Here is a 17,439-nt window from a genome sequence, read left to right as displayed (position 1 = left end):
ATGCATATAAAAAGAGAGCAATTTATTTGGAATTTTTATAAAAACAGCAAAACAATTATTCCTAGTTGCTATGAATATGTGCGTTTTAACAATCAAAAAATTTTAAACAGTAATGCAAGTTTAGCAACGACATTACCAAATGTTATTTACGTAAGCCTATTCCCCACATTCTTAAGATCAAAACTAGTTAATGAAGAACATTATAAATCCAAAAGCATAACGCACTTCGGTTTTTCTGGGGTCGGAATTACTTTAAACGGGTCACAAACAGTAAAATCGTACTTAAATAGTTGCATAAGTCGACACTTAAGGGTTAAGCTTAAAAGAGCTGTTAAGAAACTAGTAAATGATCCTAATATCACTTACGAATTCAACTTTGGGGACATTTCAGACGAAAAATGTGAGTTTCTGTTAAATACGTTGCACACAATGACAAGCAAAAGGTTTGAGAATAAAAAAGAAGCCCATATTTTTATGTCGGAATGGGAAAGCAACACCAAAGACTTGGCAGCGTTAATCCGACAAAACAAATCCTCTCTTTTGGTTATTTATGATGGAAAAAAACCGATTAGTATTTCAGTTAAAAGACATATTAGCAACACCATCCTTTTTAGTGAAACCCACGCCTATGATATGGATTATAGCAGATACAGCTTAAGTGACTTAGATAAGTATTATACACTAAATTGGTGCATAGACAATCACTACCCGTTTATTGATTTAGGTATAGGATTATCATACCACAAAAAAAAATGGGCTAATTTAATTTACGATATCCAATACAAGATATATTATAAAAACAACGCAATAGCAAGAGCTATTGCGCTATTTGAAATAGCTAAAATCAAACTAAAGAACACTTTAAAACAGCAAATAGAATATATTAAGAATAATCCGTTGGGTGAAATTAAGAAAATTTAATTTATAACGAATTTTGATTATGAACTCATTTAAACTTTTTGGATTGCAGCAGGACGGAGCGTGAAAAAATAACCCAGTGGGTTATTTTAGCGAACGGGCCAGCCAGCGCAATGGCAATTTTACTCAATCGAAGGCTTTTTTGAGTTGCATAGCAGGGCTACGGAAGGAAAAAAAGATGAAGAATGGGCGCAAAAGGACAATTTTTTAGCCAATTGAAAAAGTTTAAATGAGTTCTATAATTCAAAGTCAATTTATACTCAAGTGTCAGTCTGAGCCTGTCGAAGACACTAGAAGATACATTTCGACAAAGCCTGTGCTGAGCTTGTCGAAGTGCTCAATGTGACAATTTATATAAAAATTAGTATCGATAAAGCAATTATACCCAACGGGTTAAGAATATCAAATCAAAGAATAAGACCTTAACCCTAACTATAAAATAAATGCCAATTTTAAAAAAAGAAGATTTTTATAATTCGTATTTTCAAAAGGATAAAACATTTGAGTATTATTCCAAAATAGGCTATACCCATAACAATAAGATATTCTATAGCAAAGCGGCAACAACGAATAAACAAAAAGCCTATGCCATAAGCTTATTCCCAAATTATTTTCACTCAGAAGTATTAAAGAGCTCCTACAACATAAAGAAAACAGTTCAAAAAAACTTAGATGGCTTCGCTGTTTTAACTAATGGATACAGCAACATAAACGAATACTTGCAAAACCACTTAAAACCAAAAACAAGAGGCCCTATCCTAAGAAGAATCAAACGCTTAGAAAGCTGTTTTAACATAGAATATAAATTATGCTATGGCAATATCTCTAAAGAATTATATGATACAGCACTTTCTAAATTAAAAGAAATGCTTTTAAGTAGATTTGCGCAAAAAAAGGACAGCACCGAAATTTTGGATAAATGGGAACACTACGAAAAAACAACGTTTGAAGCTATTAAAAACAAAACAGCCTCTTTATTTATAGTCTACGCAAATAATGAAATTATTGGCATCTCTATAAACTACCTCATAAAAGATATTTTTATTGGACACATATTTTGTTATGATATCAATTTTTCAAAGTTCAGTTTAGGAAATACGATGGTTTACAAGCTCTTGGAATGGTGTTTCGAAAATAAATACAGTATGCTTGATATGGGAAATGGTGACCTTGAATACAAAAAAATTTGGTGTAATTTAAAATATAACTACGAATACCATTTTATATACAAGAAAGAATCAATTCCAGGCTTTATCTTAGCCCATTTAGAAATTTTAAAAATTAAGATTAAAAACACCCTTAAATATTATAAAATAGACAAAGCATATACTTACGTAAAAAAGAAACTAAAAGGTCCAACAATACCAAATAGCAATCCTTTTTTTAATTATACAATAGAACCGATTAATCCTGAGAGCTTAAACCAACTGGAAGTTACAAAAATAGACTTTAATAAAAGCCCACACCTTAATAATATAAAAAAGCCCATGTACGATTTTTTATATACAGAACAAGAACATATTGATAATTTGGAAGTTTTTCTAATAAATGAAAATAATTATATTTTAAAAGGAACCAAAAAAGTTAAAAAAGTTACATTTGACCTATGACATTAGTAATAAAAAAAGACTTCTACAAGACCTTAACCGAGCATCATAAGGTCTTAAAACACTATAAAAATTTAGTTTTTAATCCTAACAATACCCTGGTCTACAGTGCCACGGAAAATGATACAAACGACATCAGTACCCCTATTTCCGTTAAATTATTCCCTAATTATTTAACGCCTTTATTTTTAACATCTTACAATTCAAAAGTTAAAGTAGTACCTCAAAAAAAAATCAATGGGTATGCGATTGTTTTAAACAAAAACCAAGAACTAAACGAGTTTCTTAATAACCAATACAGTAAAAGTTTTAGAGCCAACATAAAGCGTTTAACAAATAGGTTCGAAACTTGTTTTACAGCAACCTACAAAATGTATTATGGCAATATTTCTGAAGAAGATTACCAGTATTACATGAGTGCTTTGCAAGTAATGCTAGTCAATCGATTTAATCAAAGAAACGATAAAAACGATATTTTAACTCGTTGGGATTTCTACTTAAAAACCACCCGCCAATTAATTAACAATAATGATGCTTCCCTTTTTGTGATATATAGCAATAATGTGCCAGTACATATTTGTATAAACCACCACTACAATAATATATTCTATGTGTCTATACCTTCTTACAACATAGATTATGCAAAGTTTGCTTTAGGCAATATATCCCTCTTTAAACTGTTGGAATGGAGTATCAATAATGGTTACGACATGTTAGACATGGCCTATGGTGACTTAGAGTACAAACGAAGATGGTGTACCCTAATTTACCATTTTGATCATCACATTATCTACAATAAAGAAAACCTCAAGTCTCAATTATTGGCATTTTTAGAAATAGGAATCATTAAAACAAAAAACGTTTTAAAAAAGTACAACATCGATACTTTGGTTAAAAAAATTAAGGCTTTTAACTTAAAAAAGAGTACGACAAACTTAGAGCCCACCTTCAATGTTACAGAAAACCCAACTATTGATTATACTCAACTAATTGAGATTGATTACAACAACAGCAATAATCGGTTTTTAAAAAAGCATGTCCTTGATTTTTTGTACAGACACAAAGAACACGTAGATAACATTAAAGTGTATAAAAACACAATAAACAACCATATAACGATTGTAGGCAAGTCAAATAGTGAGCTGTTATCCATAAGCGACGCTTCCTGACTTTTTTGATTAAAGCGAAAAAGTCAAGATGAGTTCCGTACTAATTAATCATTAATGCGAATCTAGGGTTGGGTTTTAAAGTGTATTAATATTCGGTAAGTTGAAATTTAACCTTTGCCAAAGTTTTGAACTTTGGCAAAGGTATCTCCCTGACTGGTAAGTCTCGTTTACAACCCTTGATTCATATCATTAATCTAATTATATTACAACTTGTCGAGTTTAATATATTTTAAAATTTTTTAGCAATAAATTCATTTGTTTTTAATTTAAAACCAGTCATAGCATGAATATTTTGAACGAAATAATGGCGCTTAGTGCACCTGTTGAAGAAGTTTCTACTTTGGATTCCAGCACATTTAAAAAAAAATATTTCAACAAAAAACCTGTTGTTATCAGAGGGCTTGCTAAAGAATGGAATGCAACCAGAAATTGGGATCTCGATTTTTTCCTGAATCTTAAAGAGGATAGAGATGTCAATTTATTGGAAGGAAACTTTATTCAAGATGATAACCGATATAAAAAATCGTCTTTCAAATCCTTCATCAAAAAATTAATAGATGCCGAAGCCAATAAGGAGGAAATAAAAGATTATTTAACAACCCTAGACATCTTTAACTATTTTCCAAATCTAAAAAATGACGTTGATTTTTCTATTTTTGAAGACCACACCCAAATTAATGACATCACCGCTTGGATAGGGCCATCAGGCACTATCTCTGGATTTCATAACGATACGGGCAAGAACATGTATTCGCAAATAAAAGGAAGAAAAATGTTCATTATTGCGGCACCCAAGTATAACAAAAAAATGTATCCGAGCCCAAAATACATCAATGGCGGAAGAGCAAGCAAAGTAGATATAAACAATTTTTCACCAGAAAAATTTCCGAAATTTAAAGAAGTAAAATTTTTATACGTCATATTGGAACCAGGTGACGTGTTACATGTACCTGCAAAATGGTGGCATTATGTACAATCCTTAGACACATCTATAAGTGTTAGTAATTTTGGCTTTTCCAAATTGGAAATGTTTGGTATAAAGGCATTAGATTATATTCACAGACGCGGGTATTATAAATCTAAAAATTGTTTTTGCTGTAACTAATGGGTAATCAACAACTTTAAAATATGACATTAGGTATAGTAAAAAAAAATTACAAACCCTTAATATGTACCTGTTTCCTTATCCCAAACTTATTGGTTATTATATTTGGAATTGAAAGTTTTCCATATACCTGTGCGCCTATGTTTGGGCATTATATAAACAAGGATACCAAATTTTATCTATTTAAATTAGAAGGTGTTAAAGATTCGAAATCAATAGATTTAACAAGGTATTTGGGAAAATCCGACGATTTGTTTATGAGGCATTTTTTTAGCAAAGTATATGGTTCTACAGATGCCATATCCCCTTTTACAAATAGATTTTCGGAAAGCAAAAGCGATTTCCAAGAACGAATGGATATGTTTTTCAAGAACTATTCAAACCTACTGATGAATAAATACAAACGTTCATTTGACAAAATCAATTTAAAAATCGTTGAGGTCAATCAAAAACGAGAGCCTCAAACCAAACCAGAAATTATTGCATATTATGATTCTGAAAAACAACACTATGTTTCGCTATATAAAAACCAAACGATAGACAAAAAAATTTCAAAAGATAATTAAAATGAAATTTTCAAGCAATATTGTCTACGCCATCCGGTTTGTTATAAACCAGCCCTTAAGCATCTTAAGGCTTTTACTGTCAATTTTAATAGGGAAAAAACTTATTAGTGAACTAAGATTTGTTTCTGAATTAATAGGAAACCCAGATTACCAACTGGCGAAAACATGGTTCACTAGCATGTTGCCAGATTCCCTATTTGCTTTTGATGCCAGTACAATAGCCACATATCACACCCTGATCATTATGGCTACTATAGGTGCTGCAGTAGGATTATTGGGAAGGTTAAATATGCTAATATTAGCATTTTTTAGTTTTTTTCTGTACGGAATAGGTGAAGGCATTGGCATTTTTGACCACCATGTATCATTACCAACACAAGTTTTATTGGCATTAGCTTTAGTGCCAGGTTCTATGAAACTATCTATAGATTACATATTACTTAAATATTTTTATAAAAACAATAACATTGGTTTTGGAAAAAAACCGAAATGGGGATTAAACCTTATATTAATGTTAGTAGCTCTAACTTACTTCTCTGCTGGGGTTTCTAAACTTAGATACGGACATGGCATACATTGGATGGATGGCGCTACTTTAGGATTTTATCTAAAAGAAAGAACCAGTTTGTATAATCAAGGTGATATACAATTGATTATAGGAGACAGTGAAATTACTGAAGATGAAAAATGGAAAGACAAATTCGGTTTTATTGGCCACACGTATGCTAACTACCAAACGGCTCCAAAATTTATTGCAATTTCTGGATATATAGCTAATAGTAAATCCCTTTTAATGCTGCTTGCTATAGGCTCAGTAATGTTTGAACTATTGGCTTTTATAGTATTCATCAATTCTAAATATAGAAATATCTACCTTATTTCAGCCATCTTCTTTCATATATCAATAGGGACTTTAATGGGTATCTCGTTTAGGCAATACCGTTTAATTTGTTTCTGCTTAATAGATTGGAACCTTATATTTAATTATGTTTTTAATAAATTAAAAAAACTTAAGCCACTATTTAGCAATAAATTATCAACTGAATAAATTGTATTTAATCGATTTTTAATGCTTCAAAGCTTTTTAGTAATTACTTTTATGTAACGAACTACCCCGAGGCAGAGCCATCGAGGTATCAAGCGGAAAATTATTTTTTAATTGATGAAAACCTAAGGTTTTCAAACTTTCCACTTAACTCCGACGCAGAGCGTCGAGGAATTCTTTAGATTAAAATGAAACGCCTTAATAAATGAAACTGCTATTTGGAAAAATAATATTGTATAGTATACTGCTATTTATTAAGCTGGAAATTATTGTGCGCGTTTTTCATCTTTATGATGAATATCCTCAATTCATTATAAACGATAAAAATGTTAAAACCTATGCCCCAAACCAAGAAGGCTTTACGGTTACAGGCAATAGGGTAATGAACTTTGCCCAATACCACATCAATAAATCTGGGTTTAATTCATATAGGGAATTTACACCTTCAAAAAACAAAACAGATATAGCTATTATTGGCGATTCATTTATTGAAGGCTTGCATCAAAACTATAACAATTCAATTGGCAAAAAAATAGAGGATAAACTTAATAATGGCACACAAGTATTTGAATATGGGCATTCTGGATATGACTTTGCCGACCAATTACATCTCATAACCGCATATAAGGAAAAATTCGATTTAATAGATCATATAATAATTTATATGAAGTTTGAAAACGATTTACAAAGAGATTACTACGAACCTGATCAGTACTGGGTTGACTCACAATATTTTCTTACTTCAAGAATAAAAAAGAAAATAAAGTTGTTTGATTACATTGAAGATATTGGACTTTTTGAACCTTTAAGAGATTTTAAAGGCAAATTATTGGAATTAGCACATGGGAACACTGCAAACAATAAAACATCCGATGAAGCTATCGAAAAAAACATAGCTGATAATTTAAAATATTTAGAAAATTTTAAAAAGCTTATAGAAATATTTGGTTTTGATAAAAACAAAAACACTATTCTAATTGACTCTAGAAGCACCAACAAATCATTTTTGGATTATTGCGATTCAATGGGCTATAAATACATCGACTTTGGTAAAGCCTTTGAAGACTCCAAAATACCAACTACACTAATTTACGATATGCATTGGAATAACCATGGTAGAAACATTATAGCTTCTGTTATTACCAATTACATTAAAGAAAATATAAAATAATCATTGTATCCAATAAAACTTTTACAATTCCCTGCAAACACAGTGATAGTGATTTTTTAAAGAGATTACTGACTGCTGCCTTGCTTTTTGTAATAATTAGTTACTTATGCAATCAAGGGTTGAAAAATGAGCCTTGCAAATCAGGAAGATAGCTTTGCAAAAGTTTTAAACTTTGGTAAAGATTAGATGTAACTTGCTAAATATTAGCATTCTATAAAACAAACTCTTGATCCACATTACTTAACGAGTATAAAAACAGACATGCAAATTTAGTTTTTATTCTATTTTCTTTTAGCGAAGCCTTGATTCTTTAATCGGACACTAATGTAAAATAATATGGATACCCGTTTTGTGTCATATCACTTATTCCCACATCATACTGAGGCTTCGCTCAAGGTGACAACAATTACTAATATTAGGGTTTAGGCTCCATTTTAAATCGAACTCACATTAAATATTGTGCTGTGCGTGGTTGCTACTTTATTAAATGCGTTCTTACATAATCTGCTATGACTGATGCCACTATGGTTCTTCCGTTGTTATTCCAATGCCTATCGTAAATTAAAGTCGCTGGCTTCTTTGATTTTGCAAATTCTGCACCAAAATCTAGGTACGTGTACCCCATGTCATCACAATGTTCCAAAAACAACGGACTTGTTTTTCTTTTATCAAGCAAGAAGATTGTTTTTTCTTTATTAAAGCCATATGTTTTTACTAGAGCCTTGAAATTTTCTGTATATTTTTTATGTAGTGTTTCCTCTGCAATTGTATGCTGTTTTATGGGTTTATTTTGTCTGTAAATAATTTTCCTAAAACCATCAAAAAGTCCGATTCTATCTGCATACATAAAAAGTTTAATGTTTCTTTTGACTTTAAATTTAAGCGTGTGCTTTAAATTAATATAATCATATCCAGGTGCATATGAACTTCTCTTAAAATCATTTTCAAACTTCATGTAGATAAAAATATAATCAATAAGGTCAAAGTCTTTTTTATAAGCATTGATTAAGTGTAGCTGATCGGCCATATCATAACCACCGCGCCCATATTCATAAACCTCTACACCTTCCAATCTGTCTTCTACTTTTTTGCCGGTAGAGTCGTAATAATGCTGGTTAAACCCTTCTATAAATGAATCACCAATTAGAGCAATCTCTATCCGCTCTTTAGTGGGCCTAAACTCTCTATATGAATTATAACCAAAACTATTTATTTTATACTCAGCATAGTTTTGCCTTCTATTTCCAGTAACCGAGAAACCTGCTTGACCTGGTATGGTTTTTTGCACCCCACATGCATCAATATACAGCAAAGGAACATCATCATATAAATGAAATAAACGTACAAAACCTTCTAATGAAAAAAGGATCAGAATAATATATAAACAAATATTAAAAATCAACCTCTTCATTATTGTTAAAATTTAGAATTGGAAATAAATAAACGATCTATCAACCCCATCATCGTAAAACAACATCATCAATAGAATAACAAGCGTATAAGTAACAAACCTAACGATTTTAGATTTGAATTTAAACGGAGAACGCTCATCTCTACGCATTCTATACTCATAGAGAACGAAAATGATAATAAGCACATAATAATCAATCATACGATAACCCATAGGATGATTATAGGTTCCATATGAAAAATCAGTAAAAATTTTATCTATAAAACCAAAAGCTGATGTAATAGATTCAGACCTGAAGAATATTCTAGAAAAAGTAACAATTGAAAAAGTTAGCAATACTTGTCCTACTTCCGTGAATGTTGGGAAAAAAGTGCGCTCTCCCACTACCGAATCCTTATAAATAGTATTTCTGCCCATTAAGAAAACAGGAATAAAAGCCAAGGCATGAAAAGCACCCCAAAAAATAAAGGTCCAGTTTGCACCATGCCAAAAACCACTCACCAAAAACACAATGCAAATATTTCTTACCGATTTTAACTTGCTTACCTTTGACCCTCCTAGCGGAATGTAAACATAATGTCTAAACCAAGTAGATAACGACACATGCCACCTTTGCCAGTACTCTGCCACATTTCTAGAAAAATTCGGAAATTTAAAATTCGACATTAATTCAACTCCAAAAAGTTTCGCTGTTCCTATAGCTATATCAGAATAGCCACTAAAATCACCATATACCTGGAAACTGAACATAGTTACTCCTAAAATAAGTGTAGATGCCGGATAATTTGAATAATTCGAGAATATATCATCTACGATAGGAGCCAATGCATCGGCTATGGCTACTTTTTTAAATAAACCCCATAGAATCAATTTAAGGCCACTTACAACCTGATCGTAATTAAATGTACGCTTATTTAATATTTGGGAAAGTAAGTTTGAGGCCCTTTCAATAGGTCCAGCTACTAACTGTGGAAAGAAACTAACAAATGCTGCAAACGATAAAAAATCGGTAGTTGGTTTGACTTTTTTATAATACACGTCAAACGAATACGACATGGTTTGGAAGGTATAAAACGAAATCCCAACAGGTAAAATAACACGCAGGGTCCACGTGCTTTTAATTTCATACCCAAATAGAGAAACCATGTCTACCCAAGAATCAACAAAAAAGTTATAGTATTTAAAAAAACCTAAAAGACCAACATTAAAGAAGACACTAACCCAAAGCCAGGATTTACGTTTAAATTTATCTTCTAAGCCATCTATTTTTAATGCTACAAAGTAATCTACAATAGTGCTTAATAAAATTAACGAGAGAAATCTCCAATCCCAGAGACCATAAAAGACATAACTAGCTATTAAAATTAATATGTTTTGGGCCTTTAAATGCTTTTTAAAAACAAACCAATAAAGAACAAAAACAATAGGAAGAAATATAAAAAAATCTAAAGAGTTAAATACCATATAGAACAATTATAAATACAAAACCAGCAATAAATTTACATAGAACTTATCTGACATTTTTGATTGAAGCGAAAATACCATTTGTGCAAGCTGGCTCATTCGCTAGAATAATCCACCGCACTTTTATACGCTTCGTCATATACAAACATCTATATTTAATGAAAATATAGCAAAAATATTCTTCAAAAGACGGATTAAAACTTTAATCTACAAATAGCAAAAAAAAAGCCAGTTCAAAATTGAACTGGCTTTTAAATATCTTTATACAAACTACATCTCATTAAAAATAGAGTGCATTAACCGTTTTTTATCATTGATGCTTTCTTCTAAAGAAATCATGGTTTCGGTTCTATAGACACCTTCAATATCGTCTAATTTAAATATGATTTCTTTAGCATGCTCTGTACTTCTTGCTCTAATTTTACAGAAAATATTAAACTTTCCTGTAGTGATATGCGCTACAGTTACAAAAGCAATTTCATTGATACGTTCAAGAACAAATTTTGTTTGCGAAGTATTATTTAAATAAACACCTACGTATGCTATAAATGAATATCCAAGTTTTTTATAATCTAACATCAAGGACGAGCCTCTTATAATGCCTTGCTCCTCCATTTTTTTAACACGTACGTGGACTGTACCTGCTGATATTAATAATTTTTTTGCAATGTCTGTAAACGGAATCCTTGTGTTATCGATTAACATGTCAAGAATTTGATGATCAATCTCGTCTAATTTAATTTTCCCCATAATTAATTATTCTTAAATATTAAGCAAAATTAATACATTTTTACTAATAATTACGCATAATACATACACTTTATTTCGGTAATAATGAGATTTTTTCATTATCTATCATTACGAAAACGTTTTCGCTATCAACTTTCAATAATTTACCATCTGAATTAAAAACCTCTAACTTATTAGCTTGAATTACTTTATGTCCAAAATAAGCATCTAAGTTTTCTATATGCGTCACTTTAGGAATGAAATTAATTTTACCTTCAATAAGCTTTTCTTGATATAAAATGCCAATGTCTGTTATAAGCTCACTGCCATGACTCACTATTTTTACATGTTTTATAATAACATCTAAAAAGCACTTTTCGTTTTCCGGGATCTTTAAATAAGATTCATAATGAGCTCCCGAAACATTGTTTTTTGAAATATAATCTAATGAAGCTATATAAGACATAAAAATAAATGCTCTAGTTGCCTCCCTACCATAATCATTATGATAATGTCCAGCTTCAAATAATATCGTTGGAACGTTTTCGCTTTGAAACGTGTCTCCCACGCAGTTTAAATTAAAGGCATCATCATAAACCCCTACTTGATTTGGGATAACCTGTTGTAACACCCCATTCATAACACCAATGACTTCCATAGCTATTTTTCTATTTGGTGTTATAGTACAGTCTTTATCCTGGGCAGGTGCCAAAAACGATACGGTGGCAGGTTTATTTGTTTTTCCGGCACTAAAAATAGTGCGTTGGCCATGTAAATTATAGCAATAATGCGGCTTGAACATTTTAAAAGTATCACGCAACACTTTGCTCTCAGGTTGAGTTAAATCTTGTGCATCCCTATTTAAATCTACCTGGTTTGCATTCACCCTTGTATACGCCTGGGCACCATCCGGACTTAAAATAGGGATGATATATAATGTACAGGAGTTTAATATGTGGCTTACAGATAAATCATCGCTTAATAGTGCGTTTAAAAGATCAAACAAAGCTTTTGTAGTGGTAGATTCATTACCATGCATTTGAGACCACATCAAAATGCGTTTACTACCATTGCCAATTTTAATTCCGGAAATAGGGTTGTTTAAAACAGACTTTCCAATAGTCTCTACATGTACTTTATGAGTCATATTTTCCAACAAAGGAGTTATGTGACTATTGGTAATATAACGGTGATTTAAACCAGATTCTTTATATTTTAAAAACAAGGATTTTATATGTTCTGTTTCCATCATTAAATTTTAGGATACAAATGTAAACAATTACGAATTTACATTTGTAAACAACAAAAAACGTCTTTTTGTTTACAATGTTATACAGTTACAAACTGTATTATGCTTAGATATGTAAACAAATTGACTTGAATAAATGATTTAATCATTAAAATACTATATTTCAGATACATATACTAATTTACATCAAGTTTTAATTTAAATTCTAAACATATTTAACATTGTATTATGCTGGATTTTGATTATAAAATATTACATTTGTAAAAACAATATACATTTGTAACAGTTACAATGATAAACACCGAAGCTTTTACTAAAAGACTGCAACAAGTCATAGATTACTACGGCGAAAGCGCTTCTTCCTTTGCTGAAAAAATTGGTGTTCAGCGTTCAAGTATTTCTCATATTTTATCCGGCAGAAACAAACCAAGTTTAGAATTTGTTTTAAAAATACTCTCTGCTTTTCCAGAAGTTGAATTGTATTGGCTGTTAAATGGCAAAGGCGAATTTCCTGCAACAAAAAAAACGACGGAATCCAATACCATTACATCACCACCCGCTCCTGTTATAGAAGATAAAATGGCATCTGAAATTAAAAAGGATCATTCCATTGAACGAATCGTTATTTTCTATTCTGACGGAAGTTTTAAAAATTTCCAGAATTAACTATGAACTCGTATATACTTTTTTGATTGAAGCGAAAATTTAACCTATCACCAGCTGGCTTGTTCGCTAAAATAACCCACTGGGTTATTTTTATGCTCCGCCTTGTAATCGGTTGAAGGCTTTTTTGAGTTGCATAGCAGGACTATGGAAGAAAAGACAGGACTGAACGTTAAGAAACAATCCAGTGGACTGTTTTAGTGAAATAGAAGATTCGGCGTAGCCAATGGGCCGGGAGGCGTATGGACAAAAAAGGACAATTTTTTAGCCAATTATAAAAAGTTTAAACGAGTTCTATTTAAGTTTTGTAGTTTTGCATAGAAACTTTTCACTATGAAATTCTTTTGTCTTTTATTTTTATTAAGCCTTTTTAGTTGCTACAAAACAAGTAGAAATTGTACTGACTATAAAACGGGCAATTACTATAGCGAAGTAACCATTAATGGCGAGTTATTTAAATCGAAATTTAAGCGCACCGAAGCGTTACAAGTTGAAGTTTATAATAACAAAACGGATTCATCTCAATTACGTTGGATAAATGATTGCGAGGTTGTTTTTAAAACCATAAACCCTAAAAACATGGCAGAAAAAAAAGACATTCATCTAAAAATCTTGACCACAACCGATTCATCATACACCTTCGAATATTCGTATGTAGGCGAAACAAAAAAACAAAAAGGAATTGCCTATAAAATGGATGCTAATTAAACGGATACAAAAATGATTCAACCAAATTAAATTTAAGCTGTTTATCTTCCGTTATTTCATAAGTTAAAAACAACTCGCCCCAATAGTGGCCATCTGAAAAATCTGCTATAATCCATTTATGGTTCAACAGTTTTATGGTATTAATCATCATGCGCTTCCCTTCCTCCGCGGCATAGGGAATTATGGGGTGCTCACCTTTTTCTTCATTCAACTTATAAAGTTCGTCTTTTATTAATGGAATTAGCTCGATCACATTATAACCTTGATTTTCAAAATAACTGATAGCATCCTCATTTCTTTCTAAATTGAAATGCGACAAATCTAAATTCTCGTCTTGCAAAACAACGACAGAGTCTTTATAGCGCTCTAATTGTCCTTTATACCCATCCAGTTTATGGTTCATGTCTTCAAAAACCCGTTTAGAATTCACATACTGAAACAACACCAGTAATATGGAAAAAACAAATAAATACATAAAAATTTTCTGTTTCATTTTTTTAAAAATTAAATTGTTATTTATTAGTACTTGACAATTCAGATGTCAGACTGAGCGCAGTCGAGTCCTATTACCAACACTTCTATTATATAGCTTGACAAACTTATTTATACACTTACTTTTTATATATTTCCCTGTCAGACTGAGCTTGTCGAAGTCCTAATTACCAACATTATTGTTAATTGCTAATTGCTAATTGTTAATTGTTAATTGTTAATTGCTAATTGTTAATTGTTATTTGTAAGCCATCATAAGCCAAAAACACGTTTTTAGGTAATGTTTTTTCAACATCATCATGAAATCCTAACATATGGCTAATGTGTGTTAAATAGGCTCTTTTCGGTTTTACCTTATTAATAAATTCAAGCGCTTCTTCCAAATTAAAATGCGATTGATGGGGTTCGATTCTTAAAGCATTAACGACTAGTACCTTAATATTTTTTATTTTTTCAATTTCTTTCTCTTTAACTGTTTTCATATCGGTTAAATAGACAAAGTCCCCAAATTTAAAACCAAAAACCTGTAATGCGTCGTGCTTCCCATTTACAGGAATGACCTCTAAGCTATTTAAAATAAAAGGTTTGTTTTTTATACGATTCGGAACAACAGAAGGTGCTCCAGGGTATTTGTTTTTTGTAGCAAATATATAATCGAATCGCTTTTTAAGTGATTTTAAAACCCGTTTGTGCGCGTAAATAGGGATATCGCCTTGCCTGAAATAAAAGGGTCTAATATCATCCAAACCCATAACATGATCTGAATGTTCGTGCGTAAACAAAACCCCATCTATCTTAGTGCACGCTGCACGCAACATTTGATATCTAAAATCTGGTCCACAATCAATAACATAGGCAAATGTATCCCATTCTACCAAAACAGAAACACGCAAGCGTTTATCCTTTTTATTGTCACTTAAGCACACCGGATGTGTACTCCCTATAATGGGAATACCTTGTGAAGTTCCGGTACCTAAAAACGTTATTTTCAAAAATCAGTATTTATTTTTTTTTAATTTATTTTCACTTAATCACTTATTTTTCAAAATAATTATTACTCAAAATAACTATATTTGAAAAAATCGATAATTTACCATTTGCTTTTTTATGGAAACATTAAAATAATGAAGTCATTTTATATGTTCATCAAAAGGGATCTTACCTACCAACAAAATTAGAGTTATTTTTTTATTTGCCTCTATTATTTGATACCTTTGTTAACATAATTAAGTAACCCAAACAGTAACATGGAAATTACCTTAAAGGGAGATCGGGAATTTGAAGAGATTCCATCATTAAAAACCAAAGCGCTCCGCATTAACCTTAACGAGAATATTTACGGTACTTTTGCAGAAATTGGAGCAGGACAAGAAACAAGTCGTCATTTTTTTAGAGCTGGCGGTGCATCTGGAACGATAGCAAAAGCAATGTCCGCCTACGATAAGGCTTTTAGTGATGCTATTTATGGTGCCGAAGATGATGGACGTTATGTTACAGAAGGTCGCTTAAGAAAAATGCTTAACCACGAGATTGATCTTATTGAAAAACGACTTTCCAGAAAAGATTATCCCAATAAGCTGTTTTTTTCGTTTGCAAATACTGTAACTACCATCGATTTTGCAAAACAGTTTAAAGGTCATGGTTGGATTGGTATTAAATACCAAATAGAACCAAACCAAGAGTATAATGACATTATTTTACATATCCGTTTTAAAGAAACCGATGCCAGACTTCAACAAGAAACCCTTGGTGTCATTGGCACCAATTTAATTTATGGTGCTTTTTACAAGTATAATGAACCAAAAAAACTGCTTCGTTACTTGTATGACCATTTAGATAAAGATCAATTAGAAATTGATACAGTTAATTTTTCTGGCCCTTTATTTAAAAATGTAGATAACCGATTGATGTCTCTACAACTTGTTAAAAATGGCATGACTGATGCCGTAATGTTTGGTCCAGACGGGAAAAACGTACTACCAGCCCGTGTATTGTACAAAAAAAACATTTTAGCCTTTAGAGGAAGTTTTCGACCTGTAACCCAAGTAAATATAGATATGTATGAAAACGCATATAAAATGTTTATTGAAGAAAAAAAGGTTGACAAAGACAATACCGAGGTTGTATTTGAAATAACACTTTCAAACTTACGTGCAGAAGGCGAAATTGACGAACAAGACTTTATGGATAGAGCCGATTTATTATGTTCTTTAGGGCAATCGGTTATGATATCCAATTTCCAAGAATACTACAAAGTTGTTGAGTATTTTTCTAACTACACTAAAGCAAGAATGGGTCTAGCAATGGGCGTTAATAATTTAGTTGATATTTTTGATGAAAAGTATTATCGTCACATAAGTGGAGGCATTTTGGAAGCGTTTGGCAAACTATTTTTTAAAGACCTAAAAGTTTATTTATACCCAATGATTGATGTAGCAACGGGTGAACTAATTACTAGTGAAAACTTAAAAGTTTACCCACGTATGAAAGAATTGTACAAATTCTTTAAATACAACGGGAAAGTAATAGATATTAAAGATTACGATAAGAAATGTTTAACCATATTCTCAAGAGAAATTTTACAGCAAATAGCAGAAGGAAAAAGCGGTTGGGAAGACAAATTACCTGAAGGTATTGCTGACTTAATTAAAGATTATCGCATGTTTGGCTATACAAGAAAACCCTTAGTCTTGCCTAAAAGAAAAAAATATATCAGATAAAAAAGAAAAGTGACTCCCTAAAAAGTCCTTTAAATTTAATCTAAAGAATTCCACGGGCTTGTTGCTGATTATCTGTTATTGTTTATTCGTTTAATTGTTGAATCGCCAACCTTGGCTAATGGCTATTTTAATCATTAATTGATTATGTCAGACTGAGCCTGTCGAAGTCCTATTATCAACATGGTTGTTTATTTGTTTATTCGTTAACCACCAACAACCAAAAACCATCAGCCATTGATTAATGACTACTGGCTACTTTTATATTGTTTATTCGTTTAACCGTTGAATTGTTGAATTGATTGTTGACCACCAGCTATTGGCTTTTGGCTAATGGCTACTTTTATATTGTTTATTCGTTTAACCGTTGAATTGTTGAATTGATTGTTGACCACCAGCTTTTGGCTAATGGCTAATGGCTAATG

Annotated in this window: 16 protein-coding genes; 10 read left to right on the top strand and 6 right to left on the bottom strand. The window is 31.5% G+C overall.

Annotation, left to right across the window (positions count from 1 at the left end; genetic code table 11):
* The 7 genes from ACGLWY_RS06180 (at position 1) to ACGLWY_RS06150 (ending at position 7,581) form a co-directional block, all read left to right on the top strand.
* Complete coding sequence (locus ACGLWY_RS06180; protein ID WP_396618804.1) at positions 1–921, top strand: GNAT family N-acetyltransferase; 921 nt, start codon at positions 1–3, stop codon at positions 919–921.
* A 440-nt stretch (positions 922–1,361) separates the two neighbouring features.
* Positions 1,362–2,528 carry a GNAT family N-acetyltransferase gene (locus ACGLWY_RS06175; RefSeq protein ID WP_396618803.1) on the top strand — a complete coding sequence of 389 codons (1,167 nt, stop codon included), beginning with the start codon at positions 1,362–1,364 and terminating at the stop codon, positions 2,526–2,528.
* The gene (locus ACGLWY_RS06170; RefSeq protein WP_396618802.1) at positions 2,525–3,694 is read left to right on the top strand and encodes a GNAT family N-acetyltransferase; all 1,170 of its coding nucleotides are present in this window, start codon (positions 2,525–2,527) and stop codon (positions 3,692–3,694) included. Before ACGLWY_RS06175 ends, ACGLWY_RS06170 begins: the two co-directional genes overlap by 4 nt.
* Before the next feature lie 283 nt (positions 3,695–3,977).
* Complete coding sequence (locus tag ACGLWY_RS06165; protein ID WP_396618801.1) at positions 3,978–4,799, top strand: cupin-like domain-containing protein; 822 nt, start codon at positions 3,978–3,980, stop codon at positions 4,797–4,799.
* 23 nt (positions 4,800–4,822) lie between these two features.
* Positions 4,823–5,365: a hypothetical protein gene (locus ACGLWY_RS06160; protein WP_396618800.1), complete on the top strand. Its 543-nt coding sequence runs from the start codon at positions 4,823–4,825 to the stop codon at positions 5,363–5,365.
* A gap of 1 nt (position 5,366) precedes the next feature.
* Positions 5,367–6,413 carry a hypothetical protein gene (locus ACGLWY_RS06155; RefSeq protein WP_396618799.1) on the top strand — a complete coding sequence of 349 codons (1,047 nt, stop codon included), beginning with the start codon at positions 5,367–5,369 and terminating at the stop codon, positions 6,411–6,413.
* Between the two features lie 202 nt (positions 6,414–6,615).
* Positions 6,616–7,581: a hypothetical protein gene (locus tag ACGLWY_RS06150; RefSeq protein WP_396618798.1), complete on the top strand. Its 966-nt coding sequence runs from the start codon at positions 6,616–6,618 to the stop codon at positions 7,579–7,581.
* Between the two features lie 475 nt (positions 7,582–8,056).
* On the opposite strand, the gene ACGLWY_RS06145 is transcribed toward ACGLWY_RS06150, so the two are convergent.
* The 4 genes from ACGLWY_RS06145 to ACGLWY_RS06130 form a co-directional block, all read right to left on the bottom strand.
* Positions 8,057–8,992 (bottom strand): hypothetical protein, encoded by a 936-nt coding sequence (locus ACGLWY_RS06145; RefSeq protein WP_396618797.1) that lies wholly within the window; start codon positions 8,990–8,992, stop codon positions 8,057–8,059.
* Positions 8,993–9,004: 12 nt separating this feature from the next.
* The gene (locus ACGLWY_RS06140; RefSeq protein WP_396618796.1) at positions 9,005–10,456 is read right to left on the bottom strand and encodes an MBOAT family O-acyltransferase; all 1,452 of its coding nucleotides are present in this window, start codon (positions 10,454–10,456) and stop codon (positions 9,005–9,007) included.
* A gap of 270 nt (positions 10,457–10,726) precedes the next feature.
* On the bottom strand, positions 10,727–11,206 hold the full coding sequence (locus ACGLWY_RS06135) for an Lrp/AsnC family transcriptional regulator (RefSeq protein WP_396618795.1): 480 nt from the start codon (positions 11,204–11,206) through the stop codon (positions 10,727–10,729).
* Positions 11,207–11,276: 70 nt separating this feature from the next.
* A complete protein-coding gene (locus ACGLWY_RS06130) occupies positions 11,277–12,434 on the bottom strand; it encodes a M14 family zinc carboxypeptidase (protein WP_396618794.1) in 1,158 nt (385 codons plus the stop codon).
* 291 nt (positions 12,435–12,725) lie between these two features.
* Here ACGLWY_RS06130 and ACGLWY_RS06125 point away from each other — a divergent pair, with 291 nt between their 5' ends.
* Complete coding sequence (locus ACGLWY_RS06125) at positions 12,726–13,100, top strand: helix-turn-helix domain-containing protein (RefSeq protein WP_396618793.1); 375 nt, start codon at positions 12,726–12,728, stop codon at positions 13,098–13,100.
* A gap of 330 nt (positions 13,101–13,430) precedes the next feature.
* A complete protein-coding gene (locus ACGLWY_RS06120; RefSeq protein ID WP_396618792.1) occupies positions 13,431–13,805 on the top strand; it encodes a DNA topoisomerase IV in 375 nt (124 codons plus the stop codon).
* Here ACGLWY_RS06120 and ACGLWY_RS06115 read toward each other — a convergent pair.
* Positions 13,798–14,298 carry a hydrolase gene (locus ACGLWY_RS06115; RefSeq protein WP_396618791.1) on the bottom strand — a complete coding sequence of 167 codons (501 nt, stop codon included), beginning with the start codon at positions 14,296–14,298 and terminating at the stop codon, positions 13,798–13,800. The genes ACGLWY_RS06120 and ACGLWY_RS06115 overlap by 8 nt on opposite strands.
* A gap of 223 nt (positions 14,299–14,521) precedes the next feature.
* Complete coding sequence (locus ACGLWY_RS06110; RefSeq protein ID WP_396618790.1) at positions 14,522–15,289, bottom strand: MBL fold metallo-hydrolase; 768 nt, start codon at positions 15,287–15,289, stop codon at positions 14,522–14,524.
* A 255-nt stretch (positions 15,290–15,544) separates the two neighbouring features.
* On the opposite strand from ACGLWY_RS06110, the gene ACGLWY_RS06105 reads away from it, so the two are divergent.
* Positions 15,545–17,017: a TonB-dependent receptor gene (locus tag ACGLWY_RS06105; protein ID WP_396618789.1), complete on the top strand. Its 1,473-nt coding sequence runs from the start codon at positions 15,545–15,547 to the stop codon at positions 17,015–17,017.
* Positions 17,018–17,439: the final 422 nt, after the last annotated feature.

The organism is Mariniflexile sp. HMF6888 (assembly GCF_044335535.1).
Taxonomy (GTDB): Bacteria; Bacteroidota; Bacteroidia; order Flavobacteriales; family Flavobacteriaceae; genus Mariniflexile.
The sequence above is the reverse complement of the archived record's forward strand: the minus strand, read 5'-3'. Positions and strand labels throughout refer to the sequence as shown.

What these genes read in the sequence shown, in the direction of transcription:
- ACGLWY_RS06180 (WP_396618804.1), top strand. Translation starts at nt 1, where the DNA reads ATGCATATAAAAAGAGAGCAATTTATTTGGAATTTTTATAAAAACAGC.
- ACGLWY_RS06175 (WP_396618803.1), top strand. Translation starts at nt 1,362, where the DNA reads ATGCCAATTTTAAAAAAAGAAGATTTTTATAATTCGTATTTTCAAAAG.
- ACGLWY_RS06170 (WP_396618802.1), top strand. Translation starts at nt 2,525, where the DNA reads ATGACATTAGTAATAAAAAAAGACTTCTACAAGACCTTAACCGAGCAT.
- ACGLWY_RS06165 (WP_396618801.1), top strand. Translation starts at nt 3,978, where the DNA reads ATGAATATTTTGAACGAAATAATGGCGCTTAGTGCACCTGTTGAAGAA.
- ACGLWY_RS06160 (WP_396618800.1), top strand. Translation starts at nt 4,823, where the DNA reads ATGACATTAGGTATAGTAAAAAAAAATTACAAACCCTTAATATGTACC.
- ACGLWY_RS06155 (WP_396618799.1), top strand. Translation starts at nt 5,367, where the DNA reads ATGAAATTTTCAAGCAATATTGTCTACGCCATCCGGTTTGTTATAAAC.
- ACGLWY_RS06150 (WP_396618798.1), top strand. Translation starts at nt 6,616, where the DNA reads ATGAAACTGCTATTTGGAAAAATAATATTGTATAGTATACTGCTATTT.
- ACGLWY_RS06145 (WP_396618797.1), bottom strand. Translation starts at nt 8,992, where the DNA reads ATGAAGAGGTTGATTTTTAATATTTGTTTATATATTATTCTGATCCTT.
- ACGLWY_RS06140 (WP_396618796.1), bottom strand. Translation starts at nt 10,456, where the DNA reads ATGGTATTTAACTCTTTAGATTTTTTTATATTTCTTCCTATTGTTTTT.
- ACGLWY_RS06135 (WP_396618795.1), bottom strand. Translation starts at nt 11,206, where the DNA reads ATGGGGAAAATTAAATTAGACGAGATTGATCATCAAATTCTTGACATG.
- ACGLWY_RS06130 (WP_396618794.1), bottom strand. Translation starts at nt 12,434, where the DNA reads ATGGAAACAGAACATATAAAATCCTTGTTTTTAAAATATAAAGAATCT.
- ACGLWY_RS06125 (WP_396618793.1), top strand. Translation starts at nt 12,726, where the DNA reads ATGATAAACACCGAAGCTTTTACTAAAAGACTGCAACAAGTCATAGAT.
- ACGLWY_RS06120 (WP_396618792.1), top strand. Translation starts at nt 13,431, where the DNA reads ATGAAATTCTTTTGTCTTTTATTTTTATTAAGCCTTTTTAGTTGCTAC.
- ACGLWY_RS06115 (WP_396618791.1), bottom strand. Translation starts at nt 14,298, where the DNA reads ATGAAACAGAAAATTTTTATGTATTTATTTGTTTTTTCCATATTACTG.
- ACGLWY_RS06105 (WP_396618789.1), top strand. Translation starts at nt 15,545, where the DNA reads ATGGAAATTACCTTAAAGGGAGATCGGGAATTTGAAGAGATTCCATCA.